The organism is Janthinobacterium agaricidamnosum (assembly GCF_003667705.1).
Lineage (GTDB): Bacteria > Pseudomonadota > Gammaproteobacteria > Burkholderiales > Burkholderiaceae_D > Janthinobacterium.
On the sequence record NZ_CP033019.1, the window covers coordinates 2819974 to 2832643 of the forward strand.

Sequence of the window (12670 nt, forward strand, 5' to 3'; positions counted from 1 at the left end):
AGACTTTGTGTCCGTTTTATCCGATGCCACGGCATACCAATCGCACATTCCCGATGGGCCAATACGGCCTAAATGGCCTGCCGCCAGCTGAGCTGGCGGGGGCGTTCTGTTCTAAGCGCACACTTTAGTTGGCGCTATTGCGACCTCTCGCCGAATATTCCTCGTTTTGTTGGAGAATTCGATGCAAGTCGTTATGCTGCCGCTCTTTGCGGCACTACTAGTCATTCCCGTTGCTGCCCATCCCAGTGAACGGGTGATACAAATCTCAGTTGATCAAACCGCCGTTACTGCCATGACGTCCGGAACCTCGCTCTCGCTCGAACAGGCGTTTCTGCGTGCTGAACAACAGAACCCAGATCTGCGCCGTGCGCTAGCACAGCGGGCGGCGGTCGAAGGCGAAGCGGCAGATGCGCGCGGCCTGCTACGTAACAATCCGGAATTGTCATTGGAACGCACTCGGCGCACTGTGCCCCAAGCTGGCTTGACATCCGACATTCAACGCGAGTGGATGGTGGGCATCGCCCAAACCGTCGAAATCGCGGGCCAACAAGGTTATCGGCGCCAAGCGGCCCGACAGGAACTTGATGTGCTCGATGCATCGATTGAGGAGGCGCGGCTCCGGTTGCGCGGTGAAGTAGAACGCCGGTTCGTCCAAGTGCTGTCGCTGCAGGAACGTGCGGCAACGGAACAGAGCTCGCTGAAGACCATTGAAGATACCGCATTGGCAATCAAGAAACGGGTGACGGCCGGCGAGGATAGCCGTCTCGATGGCAACTTGGCCCAAGTCGAAGCGGTTCGTGCCAGAAATCAAATCGGCTCATTGCAAGAACAGGTGATACAAGCCCGTGCAGAATTGGGCACGATCCTCCAGTTGCCACCCGGCCAGCTTCCCGAAGCGATAGGTTTGCTGGATGTTCCGACGCCCGACTACACACTGGAAAAATTGCTAGAGCAAAGCGCAAACCGTCCTCAGCTGCGAGTACTCGATCACCGCGAACAGGCGGCGACACATCGCCTCTCTCTTGAGCACGCGGCGCGTTACCCGGACGTGACAATGGGAATTTCGACCGCCCGTGAAGGCGCTAGTGATGCCCGCGAACGGATTACCCGATTGACACTGTCACTGCCGTTGCCACTATTTCGAAATAACGCCAGCGGAATCGGGCGTGCAAGTACTGATCTGACGCAGGCACAGATCGAGCGGCAAAGCGCTATTCGCGACACAGGAGCGGACATCAACGCGATGTGGCAAAAACTACAGAGCCAAATTGTACGGATGAACGCTTTGCGTCTGTCCGCGCTTCCCGCTCTTGAAGAAAACCAGCGCCTGTCGCTCAAGAGTCTCCAGGCAGGCGAGATCGGATTGATGCAACTCCTTCTCGTAAACCGCCAAGTACTCGATGGACGGCGCGACCTGATCGATGCCGAAACCGAACTGCGGATGACACGCATTGCTCTGCAGCAGGCAGCCGGATGGCTCGATACCGGGGCACCAAGATGAGCCCAGAGATTCACTCCAACTCCAAACATTCTGACGGAAAAATATCCATGACCTCACTCCAATGGCGTTGCGCCTGCGCGCTCCTCTTGGTAGCGGCCCTCGCCGGTTGCGGCAAAGGGCAATCCTCGACACCGACCGCCGCTAAACAAGAACAGCCTGCTGGACAGCGAGCCGACTCGGCGAGCGAGAAAGGGAAATCGGCAGAAAGCGCCGAACATGAAAAGGGAAAGCTACAGCTTTCCGCTGAAGAGATTCAAGCTGCGGACATCTCCATCGCCCCATTACAAGAAAAAGAGGTCAGTGAGCAAATCGAAGTGACAGCATCGATCGGTGCCAATCAAGACCGGTTTGCCCACGTCGCGCCGAGAGTCGCAGGTCGGCTAGTCAAAGTAATAGGCAATCTGGGAGACAATGTGCGGTCGGGTCAAACGCTAGCGTTGATCGACAGCATTGAAGTGGGAGAAGCTCAGTCTGCATTCATACAGGCGGTCAGCGAACATGCTTTGGCAAAGGCCGGTGCGGAACGTGCTGACAAGCTGTTTGCCGATCAAATCATCCCACAAAAGGATTATTTGCGTGCCAAGGGAGATTTTGAGAAATCCAAGGCCGTGTTGCGCGCAGCGGAAGATAGGCGTCAGACCTTGGGAGTCGCCGGGCACCAGGCGTCCACAAGCGGCACCTCTGTATTTGCTGTCTCCGCGCCGTTTGCCGGCACGGTGGTGGAAAAAAAAGCGGTGCTCGGTGAGCTTGCGCAGCCGGATAAGGTCCTCTATGCCATAGCGGACCTCTCCAGTGTTTGGATTGATGTCAACCTGTACGAGAAGGATATTGCGAGAGTCAAGACCGGCGCAGCGGCACTCATTACCTTGACCGCTTACCCCGGTGAGAGCTTTACAGGAAAGGTCTCTTATATCAGCAGCCTAATGGACAAGGAGACGCGCACAATCAAAGCCAGAGTAGAGGTTCCTAATCCAGACGGGAAGCTGAAATTGGACATGTTCGCTACAGCGGCGATCATGGCGGGAGGTGGGAGCAAGAAGCTGCTGCTTCCCGAACAGGCCGTCGTACTAATTCAAGGACAACCTACTGCATTTGTGCGCGAGGACGATGGCTTCGAGGCGCGCGCGGTCGACCTGGGCGAAAAGCTGCGTGGAAACGTGGTGTTGAAGTCGGGTATCAAGCCAGGCGAAAAAGTGGTGACTTCTGGTGCCTATGCATTGAAGGCCAAGATGCTCAAGTCGCAAATCGGCGACGCTGATTAAGGGGCCACTATGCTAAATACCATTGTTGATGTATCGCTGCGCTACAAGGTGCTGGTCATTGTTGCGTTCGTGATTGTTATTATTTTTGGGATAAAGACCTGGCGCGATCTGCCGGTTGATGCTTTCCCCGACGTCACCCCGGTTCAGGTCAATATCTACACGGAATCGCCAGGACTGGCTGCCGAAGATGTCGAGAAACTGCTGACCACGCCGATCGAAACGAGCATGGCTGGTCTCGCCGGTGTGGAGGCGATTCGGTCAGTCTCGCTGTTTGGGTTGTCCTATGTGAGTGTCAATTTCAAGGATGACGTCGATACCTATTTCGCGCGGCGACTGGTCAGCGAAAAATTGCTGGAAGCGAAACAGCGGATACCGGAAGGGTATGGGGAGCCGACACTCGGTGCCAATAGCTCAGGACTGGGACAGGTCTTCTGGTATACCGTCGAATCGGCTGATCAAAGCATGTCGACAATGGACTTGCGAACGCTGCAAGACTGGAATGTGCGGCTCAAACTGCGCACGGCGGCTGGCGTAGATGACGTGACATCCTGGGGCGGTGATGAAAAGCAGTATCAGGTGCTGATCAATCCGAATCAGTTAATCAAATATGGCATCAGCCTCAAAGCCGTCATGGAAACGTTAACGGCCAATAACCGCCAGGTCGGCGGGCAGTATTTGAACATCGGACAAGAGCAATATCTGGTGCGCGGCCTGGGTCTGGTCGCTAGTGTGAAAGACATTGGCAGTGTGGTACTGGCGACCCGCAACGGTACGCCGGTCTATGTGCGAGATATCGCCGAGGTCAAGGAAGGTCCCTCCCTGCGCTCAGGTGCCGTAACAAAGGATGGCAAAGAAGTCGTGCTTGGCACGGCGCTGCAGCGCATCGGGGAAAATGCCAAGGTTGTCGTTGAAGGGGTGAAGGAGAAACTCAAGGTCGTTCAACAAGGGCTGCCCAAAGGCGTGTCGATTAAGCCCATTTATGACCGTACCGAATTGGTTGACAAGGCAGTCGCCACGGCGGAACGCGCTTTGATTGAAGGGTCGATTCTGGTTGCACTCATTCTGTTCCTGTTTCTGGGTGAAATCCGGTCCGCCCTAGTCGTTATCGTCACCTTGCCGTTGGCAATGCTCATCAGCTTCATCCTGATGAAGCAATGGGGTCTCTCAGCGAACTTGATGTCGCTTGCCGGCTTGGCGGTGGGGATCGGCATGATGGTCGACGGCGCGGTCGTGCTGGTCGAGAATGGATTTCGTTTGCTGTCCCATCAAGGCGGCAAGTCCGTCAACAAGACCCACATCATCCTTGAGGCGGCGCGCGAAGTGATGAACCCCGTTGCGTTTGCCATCCTGATCATTATTGTCGTCTTCCTGCCCTTGTTCTCCCTGACCGGATTGGAGGGCAAGATGTTCAAGCCGATGGCATTGGCCATCACCTTTGCCATGATCGGTTCACTGGTACTGACACTGACGCTGGTGCCCGTATTGTCGGCGCTGATTCTGAAACCTAAGCAAGAGAAGGATACCTTTGTTGTTCGGCATGCAAAGCGACTCTATCTGCCATTGCTGGATTGGGCACTGGAACGAAAAAAGCTCGTCGTCAGCGTAGCGGTCGTGGCGCTGCTCGCGTCCTTTGCATTGGTTCCTTTTCTGGGCAAGGAGTTCATGCCTTCTTTGCAGGAAGGCACGATCATGTTCCGAGTAAGCAGCATCCCATCAACCTCGCTCGACGAATCGATCCGCATCTCCCAACAACTGGAAAAGACGCTGAAAACGTTCCCCCAAACTGACTCGGCCATTGCGATGATTGGACGGGCCGAAAAAGGTGATACGGCAGACGTGAACTACATGGAATTGCTGGTGAATCTGAAACCGCAAGCCACCTGGCCCGAGAAGATCAACGTGCCGACGTTGGCAAAAACGATGCAGGAGAAGCTCGAAAAGGCCGCACCTTCATCGGTGATTTCGGCGACCCAACCGATCCAGATGCGCGTAGAAGAGCTGATTTCAGGCGTACGCGCCACGTTGGCATTGAAGCTGTATGGTGAGGACCTGAACACGCTGGACCGGCTATCCGGCCAGCTCAAGGGCGTACTTGACAAAGTTCCTGGCGTAGCGGATCTGTCGCTCGAAGCAAACAAGGGTAAGCCGCAATTGGTCATTAATGTGAACCGGGACGCCGCAGCGCGCTACGGGATCAACGCCAATGACATCCTCGATGTGGTCCAGGCAGGTATCGGCGGCAAGGCCGTGTCCACGGTGATCGAGGGCACCAGACGCTTCGACATCCAGGTGTGGTTGGCGCCAGAATTTCGCAACAGCGTCCAAAGCATCAGTGTTATCCCGATTCGCACCGAGAGCGGCGCCCTGGTGCCCCTGTCGGATGTGGCGACAATCGAACTCGACGAAGGCTATTCGTTCGTCCGCCGGGAACAGCTGCAGCGCTATGCGGTCATCCAGATGGACGTCAAAGGCCGGGACGTAGATAGCTTCGTGAAGGAAGCCAGCGCAAAAATCGCTCAACAGGTCAAGCTTCCGGAGGGCTATGTGATCGAGTGGGGCGGTGCCTTCGAGAATCAGCAACGAGCGATGACCAAACTGGCCATCATCGTTCCCTTGACCATCGGCCTGATCTTTATTTTGCTCTACACAGCTTTCAATTCACTCACCTACGCCACGCTCATCATCGCCAACGTGCCCTTCGCGACAATCGGCGGTGTGGTGGGCCTGTTCATCACGGGACAATACCTGTCCGTGCCGTCGGCGATCGGATTCATCGCGGTCTTTGGCGTTGCCATGCTCAATGGCATAGTCCTGGTCACCTTCCTGAATGACCAGCGCGAACAAGGCATGTCGATTCGCGACGCGGTGCGGCAAGGAGCGGCATTGCGTTTGCGACCGGTCCTGATGACCGCATCGATCGCGATTTTTGGTCTGGTACCGATGCTGTTGTCGAGCGGAGTCGGGGCCGAGACACAGCGACCGCTGGCCACCGTTGTTGTTGGCGGTCTATTCACTTCGACGGCGTTGACCCTCTTACTACTTCCGCTGCTCTACGAGTGGGTGGAGAATCGCAAGCAACGTAAAGCTCTTTCGGCGACTTAATCGACCATTTGCCGCCCCAACGGGCGGCATCCCTTAGCGGAGCATGACATGAAACAGATTAACGCTTTTGTACATCCTCATCACATCACCGCAGTGACCGAGGCATTGCGTGACTCCGGAATGTGCGATATCACTTCGGGTATCGGTTGCTATCACCTGACAGTCTCAACTGTGCAAAGACTGTACACCAGTGCGGACCCGCACCAGCAACACTATTCCGTCGAGCTTGCCGAGCCGGTAGTGGCGGAAATAAAGTTGGAACTCATTTGTGACGACGGCTTGGCTGAGTCGCTGCAGCAGCTCATTATTCAGGCTGCGCAGCCCAGCACAGGATGGGTCTTCATCAACGACATTCAAAGCGCCACTAAAGTTGGCTAGTGACGAGGTGACCTCACTTTCATGGAAATAGACTGCGATGAAAACTCACATATTTGCATTGGTAGCATCGGCATTGACGGCTGCAGTTCTAACTCTAACAGGATGTGCGACAGATCCGGGATTGGGTCCCAACAGCCGAGCCGGCTATGTTAGCGAAATCTACACCGTTGAGAATTTACGCGTATCCCCGCCGCGCTGTCTTACGTCATTGACATCAGCGCAGATCGCTGCCGGAACTTATATAGGAATCAAGGTTCCCCACGGCCGCCACGGCGAATATCTCAGCGCGCATGTGCCTTCATCGATCAAGCCTGAGCTTTACGACAAGGTCGAAATATCCCCACAATACTGCAAGGACGGGAACGTGCCGGAAGTAATACAGATCCTGTCGGGTAGTGTTTCGCCTGACAGTTCCCCCGAAACGCCTCTCACTCGGGACAAAAAGTAGCCCAAGCCACCAAGCTGGTCACCTTCGATAGCATGCGCCGAGTGGCGTACACTGGCCTAGCCTAGAGAGTAACGCTTTTCCGGTATTCTCTCTGAAACAGTCATCAGCGCTAACCCTGCAAAATAACGCTAGTGTCCCGAGTTAAAAATTCGTTGAATAAATATGCCGAGAATCGCTCCGATACTGCGTCACAAATGCGCGCCAGGCCCCGGCCTAGCTGTGCTTTGTTCCTTGTCTCCATGCGATTTCAACACATTTAATCATCAACGAATTTCCAACTCAGTACACTAGGGAAACATGAATAAAGGAGTTCTTTGAAGACAAAAACGAATCAACAAGTTGCGGTTGTGCGGTGACATCATCGACGTCAATGATGACCTCCTCGCTTGCAGACCAAAGTCGCGCGACATATCACATCGAAAATATGGATTGCCCGACCGAGGAAGGACTGATCGACGAAGGCATCCCAGGACATGACGGCCTCAATGGCGGCGAATGGGTCGCGGCCCGACTGTTTGGCGTCAACCAGCACCTGGCCGATGCGTCCGCACAGGCGCGCCTTGGCATTGATCGCCATGCCGGACGCCTGGAACTGCTGCTGATGCTTGTTCTGGGCAGCATTAAACAGCTTGCCCATAATGCGCTCGTGCAGGTCGATGATTTCGTCGGTGACGGTGGCCATGCCCTCGATAACTTAGCCAGGTCGGCAGGCGTCATCTGGCCGCCCTCGCGGGCAATCTTGAGCAGACGGTTCTGGTGAGCCAGCATTGCATCCAGTTCCGGCCGCAGGGTATAGCTCAACCGGACAATTCGCCTTCTGCGGTTACACCTCTTTGGATTACAACTACCAAAAGCAAGCAGACGGCTCCGGCAGAAATTGCCACATCGGCGACATTGAAGGCGGGCCAGTGCGCGAGCCGCCAATGGAAGTCGAGGAAATCAACAACCTGTCCACGCAACACGCGATCCGCGACATTGCCAAGCGCACCACCAAGAATCAGGCTGTAGCCCGCCGCTTCAAGCCGTGGCCGTTGCTGGCACAGCATGCGTCCCAGCCAAACAGAAACGGCCAGACCCAGCGTGATGAAGAAGTAACGTTGCCAGCCGCCGGCATTCGCCAAGAAGCTGAATGCCGCGCCGGGATTCAGAACATGGACAAAGTTGAAGAAGGTGGTGACTTCGACCTGCTCACCGTAGGCAAACGTGCGGGTGATGGCGAACTTCGCGAGCTGATCGGTCATGACAGCGCTGGCGGCCATTGCAAACCAGATCCAAGTCGATGTGCGGCGAGGCAATTGCCACACAGGGGCAGCCAGCAGGGTCAGCCGCCCGGTGAGCGCCGAGCAACTTAATCCTAATACCCACCCCGCCAGCACATCGGCTGGAAAGTGCATTCCGGCTGCGATGCGCGACCAGCCGACCAGCATGGCGTACAGCATTAAACCGATGTGGCCACGACGGCCCATCAAAGGCCAGAGCGCGCCGCCCACCAGCGCGCCATAGGTAGCATGCCCGCTGGGCAGGCTGTAGTGCTGCTCAATCTCACCGATGACGCGTACCAGGTCGCCGAGAACGGCAGGCGGGCGTGGAAAGTCAAGCCATAGCTTCAAGACGGTGGTGACCAGGAAAGCCAGCAAAACGGCCGCGCTAAATCCAATAAGGCGGCGCAGAACGACCGCGCCACGCGCCGGGTTGGTGGCCAACTTCGACCACCGCCACAAACCCAGCATCATCAGCGGCGCTGTCCAGTAACTCCCCACGAGGCTGAAGAACCACGCTAGCTGCCCCAGCGTGGCTGGTGTACCCGTGTTGATGGCTTGAAACAACGCGATGTTCAGGCCACCCCAGTCATAGAGAAAGAATTTCCAGCTCATCTGCGCAACAGCCTCAGGCCATTGCCAACGACGAGCAAGCTAGCCCCCATATCAGCAAACACAGCCATCCACATGGTCGCGTGACCCGTGAAGGTAAGCACCAGAAACACTGCCTTGATGCCAAGGGCCAGTACAATGTTTTGCATCAGCACCTGCGCCGTCGCACGCGACAGGCGCACGAACGTCGGAATCTTGCGCAGGTTGTCGTCCATCAGGGCCACATCGGCGGTCTCGATTGCGGTATCCGTGCCAGCAGCCCCCATTGCAAAGCCGATGTCCGCTCGTGCCAAGGCCGGGGCATCATTGATTCCATCACCGACCATGCCAACCTTGCCGTTTCTGGCAAGTTTCTCAACTTCGCGCAGTTTGTCGTCTGGGAGCAGGTTGCCTTGCGCACGGTTGATTCCGGCTTGTGCGGCAATGGCCTGTGCCGTATGGGGGTTATCGCCGGTCAGCATCATGGTTTTGATGCCCAGTGCATGCAGCTCTGCAATGGCGTTCCTGCTGCTGTCCTTGATGGTGTCCGCTACGGCGAATAAGGCATGTACCTCCTTTGCGCCTACCAACATCACGACGGTCTTGCCCGCGGTTTCCAGCGCAGCGATGCGCTGTCCCAGCTCTGGAGTGCTCTGTCCCAGCTCTTCGAGCATCCGGTGGTTGCCAAGATGGTAGGTCTCCCCGTTGATTTTACCTTGCGCACCCCGACCGGGCAACGCGCTGAACTCGGCTACGTCGAATAGGGCAACTGCATCAGTCTGCGCGGCCTGTGCCACCGCTTTGGATACAGGATGGTCGGAGCGGGCAGCCAGACTGGCAGCGATGCTGCGGCTGTCCAAGGCGAGTGTATTGCCCCATGCGACGAAATCGGTCTGTGCGGGCTTGCCGTGTGTGATCGTGCCGGTCTTGTCCAAAGCCAGCCAGCGCAGCTTGCGGCCTTCTTCCAGATAGACGCCGCCCTTGATGAGAATGCCGTGGCGGGCGGCAGCGGCCAAGCCGCTGACAATGCTGACCGGTGTAGAGATTACTAGTGCGCATGGGCAGGCGACCACCAACAGAACCAATGCACGGTAGATCCAGTCGAGCCATGCCGCACCCATGAACAGCGGCGGCAACAACGCAACGGCGATGGCAACGCCAAACACAATGGGTGTGTACCAGCGGGCGAACTGATCGACAAAACGTTGGGTTGGTGCACGGCTCCCCTGAGCAGCCTCAACCGCGTGAATGATGCGGGCTAGTGTGGAGTGGCTGGCTACAGCGGTGACGCGGTACTCGAATGAACCGGATTCGTTTATGGTGCCAGCGAACACCGAATCACCGGGGCCTTCTCGACCGGGAGGCTTTCACCCGTGATCGGGGCTTGGTTTACGGCAGAGCGGCCTTCCAGCACCTCACCATCAAGGGCGATGCGCTCACCCGGCTTGACCCGGACGCGGCTTTCAATGGCAATTTGCTTTGCACTCACCTCCCTCCATGTACCGTCAATCTGTTGCACCGTGGCCAGTTCCGGGGTCAGGTCGAGCAGGCCACGGATTGCGTTGCGGGCGCGATCCAATGACTTGGCTTCGATCACTTCGGCCAGCGCGAAGAGCACCATCACCATAGCCGCTTCGGGCCAGTGACCGATCAACATGGCACCCGTGACGGCAATCGACATCAGAGCGTTCATGTTGAGGTTACGGTTCTTGAGCGCAATCCAACCCTTCTTGTAGGTGGAGAGGCCGCCCGTGAAGACTGCGACCAGGGCCAAAGCGACGACCGACCAATGATTGCCATTGTGGAACCAGTAGACCGCCTCGGCCGCCGATGCAGTTACCAACGAGATGCCCAGCGGCCACCAGTTGGTTGGCGCGGTCAAAGGAGAAGTGGATGGTGCGGCCTCGGTCGTGTCCATCACCTGCGCCTCAAATCCAAGCGTTTGCAGAGCCGCGAGCACGTCAGGTAGAGCTTGGTCAGCATGGCGTACCGACAGCGTGCGCTGCATCAGGTTGAAATCGAGATCGGCAACCCCAGCCACGGTGCCGAGCTTGTTGCGGATCAACGCTTCTTCGGTCGGGCAATCCATCTTGGCGATGGACAGCTTGGTCTTTTTTTCGGTCGATGCCTGATCCATGCGCACGGCTTGCATACCGATGGCCGTCAGCGCTTGCTCAACGGAAGATAGCGAGGGCAATTCGTGCCGCACGGCTAAAGTGCGCTGCATCAAGTTGAAGTCGAGTCCGACTACGCCGGGCAGCCCGCCCAGCTTGCCTCGAATCAACGCCTCTTCCGTGGGGCAATCCATGTTCTCGATGCGATACACCGCTTGAGCCGATTCGGTTGTCTGCGGGACTTGTGTCGTGGGTTGGATGATCGGCTCAGTTGTGCAGCCACACCCCTTTGAAGCGCATTCGCTCATGGATAACTCCTTCAAATGTTCTATACAATCTCAATTAAAATCCCTATAGTCACTATAGAGTCAAGTAATAAATGGAGATTGAGGCATGGAAATCAGAATTGGCGATCTCGCCAAGCGCTCTGGGTGCGTGGCTGTGACCATCCGCTACTACGAAAAGGAAGGGCTGCTGCCGAAGCCGGCGCGAAGCGGTGGTAACTTCCGGCTGTACGGCGATGCTCACATTGAGCGCTTGCAATTCATTCGTCATTGCCGCTCGCTCGACATGACGTTGAGCGAGATTCGGGCGTTGTTAGGTCTGAGAGACAACCCAACGCAGGATTGTGGCGAGGTTAATGTGCTACTGGACACCCATATCCAGCAAGTGGAAGTACGTGTGGAAGCGTTGTTGCAGTTGAGGCAATACCTGCTTGTTCTGCGCGAACAGTGTTCAGGTGCTCGCCCTGTGCAGGCATGCGGCATTTTGCAAGGGTTGGGCAATTGCAATTGCCATGTTGTAAGTGCCGAACAGTCAGCCATCTGAGCAAGCCAGGGCTTAACGTGCTTAATTTTCCGTTTTCTGAGATACCCCCCATATGGGCAATAACTCGGTGCGGATAGCCGAACTGACTGAGCAGTATCGGTCGTGGGCGGCAGGTTTACGCATCAGATCGAGGCTCAGGCTGATGGCCTTTACCAAACCCATCACTTCATTCGAATCGGCCCTGCATAAGGTGCTCAGTGGATACGCGCCTTCGGTACAGCCGCAGATGTGCGATCACTTGCTCTCAGGAGGACGCAGATTTTGCTCGATGCGGTGCCGGTTAAAGGGATCTTCACTGTCGATGTAGCGGATGGCGGACTGGGCGTTTTTCCAGCCCACGTGCTCCATTAGCGTTTTGAGATCCCATCCATTGGCTGTTGCCCAGCTGGCAAAGCCGCGCCGCAGCGAGTGAGCGCTGTACAACTCAGGCGCATCAACGCCGGCTTCCTGCAGGATATTACGCAGGAGCGGTACCAGGCTATCGATGTTTAGTCCGTTATCGCTGATGTTGCCCCAGCGATCAATGGCACGAAACACCGGTCCAGCCGTCAATCTCGCCGCAGCGATCCATTCCTCATAAGCGCTGACCGGGCACAGGCGCGATAGCAACGGCACCTTGAAGTTGCCGCCCTTGAACTGGCGATCACCTTTGGTGCGCGGCAAGAAGCAAGTCATCCCTTCACCTTGCGTGATGTGAACATGCTCAATTTGCAGGCGCGTCAACTCGTCGCCGCGAAACCCGCGCCAGAAACCAAGCAGAAACAACGCTTTGTTGCGGCGGTACCGCAGCTCGGTGCCCATTTCTCCCTGGGATTGCGCGGCGTCGACGTTGGCCGTCAACCAGTGCTCGACCAGCATGAGTTGATCGATCAGAAATGGTTTTGCCCGCTTTTCCTCGGCTGGATGCAGCGTCTGGATACCGCGCAAGACCTGGCGTACTACCGGAGCTTTGGTTGGGTCTGGAAAGCCTTGGTCGAGATGCCACTGAGCTAATGCGGCCAATCGCTGACGCAGGGTGTTGACGACATGTTTGCCGGCACGATCGGCCAGGTAGCGTGCCACGCTATCGGACGTCGCCGGCAAAAAACCACCCCATTCCACTTCAAAGTCGCGGATCGCGCTTTGATAGCTTTTTCGCGTGTTCTCGCGCGTGGCGGCCTGCAGAAAGAGGTCGATATTAGACATGG

The 12670-nt window shown here is 56.6% G+C and carries 7 protein-coding genes and 2 pseudogenes; 5 read left to right on the forward strand and 4 right to left on the reverse strand.

Features of this window, described 5'->3' with window-relative positions; all coding sequences use genetic code 11:
* The first annotated feature begins 181 nt into the window (after positions 1–181).
* From D9M09_RS12650 to D9M09_RS12665, 4 genes are read left to right on the forward strand one after another with little or no spacing between them, the layout of a single operon-like run.
* Positions 182–1501 carry a TolC family protein gene (locus tag D9M09_RS12650; RefSeq protein WP_121669446.1) on the forward strand — a complete coding sequence of 440 codons (1320 nt, stop codon included), beginning with the start codon at positions 182–184 and terminating at the stop codon, positions 1499–1501.
* A gap of 47 nt (positions 1502–1548) precedes the next feature.
* Complete coding sequence (locus D9M09_RS12655; protein WP_071080542.1) at positions 1549–2763, forward strand: efflux RND transporter periplasmic adaptor subunit; 1215 nt, start codon at positions 1549–1551, stop codon at positions 2761–2763.
* A gap of 9 nt (positions 2764–2772) precedes the next feature.
* Entirely contained in the window at positions 2773–5865 is a 3093-nt protein-coding gene (locus tag D9M09_RS12660; protein WP_121669447.1) for an efflux RND transporter permease subunit, read from the forward strand.
* Positions 5866–5913: 48 nt separating this feature from the next.
* Complete coding sequence (locus D9M09_RS12665; RefSeq protein ID WP_071080219.1) at positions 5914–6243, forward strand: P-II family nitrogen regulator; 330 nt, start codon at positions 5914–5916, stop codon at positions 6241–6243.
* An 899-nt stretch (positions 6244–7142) separates the two neighbouring features.
* Here the strand turns inward: D9M09_RS12665 and D9M09_RS12670 are convergent.
* The 3 genes and pseudogenes from D9M09_RS12670 to D9M09_RS12680 form a co-directional block, all read right to left on the reverse strand.
* Positions 7143–7456: pseudogene (locus D9M09_RS12670) on the reverse strand (Tn3 family transposase); the annotation flags it as partial.
* Positions 7457–7488: 32 nt separating this feature from the next.
* The gene (gene lspA, locus D9M09_RS12675; RefSeq protein WP_121669448.1) at positions 7489–8565 is read right to left on the reverse strand and encodes a signal peptidase II; all 1077 of its coding nucleotides are present in this window, start codon (positions 8563–8565) and stop codon (positions 7489–7491) included.
* A pseudogene (locus tag D9M09_RS12680) lies at positions 8562–10963 on the reverse strand (heavy metal translocating P-type ATPase). Before D9M09_RS12680 ends, lspA begins: the two are co-directional and overlap by 4 nt.
* An 85-nt stretch (positions 10964–11048) precedes the next feature.
* On the opposite strand from D9M09_RS12680, the gene cadR reads away from it, so the two are divergent.
* Positions 11049–11483 (forward strand): Cd(II)/Pb(II)-responsive transcriptional regulator, encoded by a 435-nt coding sequence (gene cadR, locus D9M09_RS12685; protein ID WP_071080215.1) that lies wholly within the window; start codon positions 11049–11051, stop codon positions 11481–11483.
* Positions 11484–11717: 234 nt separating this feature from the next.
* Here cadR and D9M09_RS12690 read toward each other — a convergent pair whose 3' ends face one another.
* Positions 11718–12668, reverse strand: coding sequence for a site-specific integrase (locus tag D9M09_RS12690; RefSeq protein WP_071080214.1), 951 nt, complete (start codon positions 12666–12668; stop codon positions 11718–11720).
* Positions 12669–12670 lie beyond the last annotated feature (2 nt).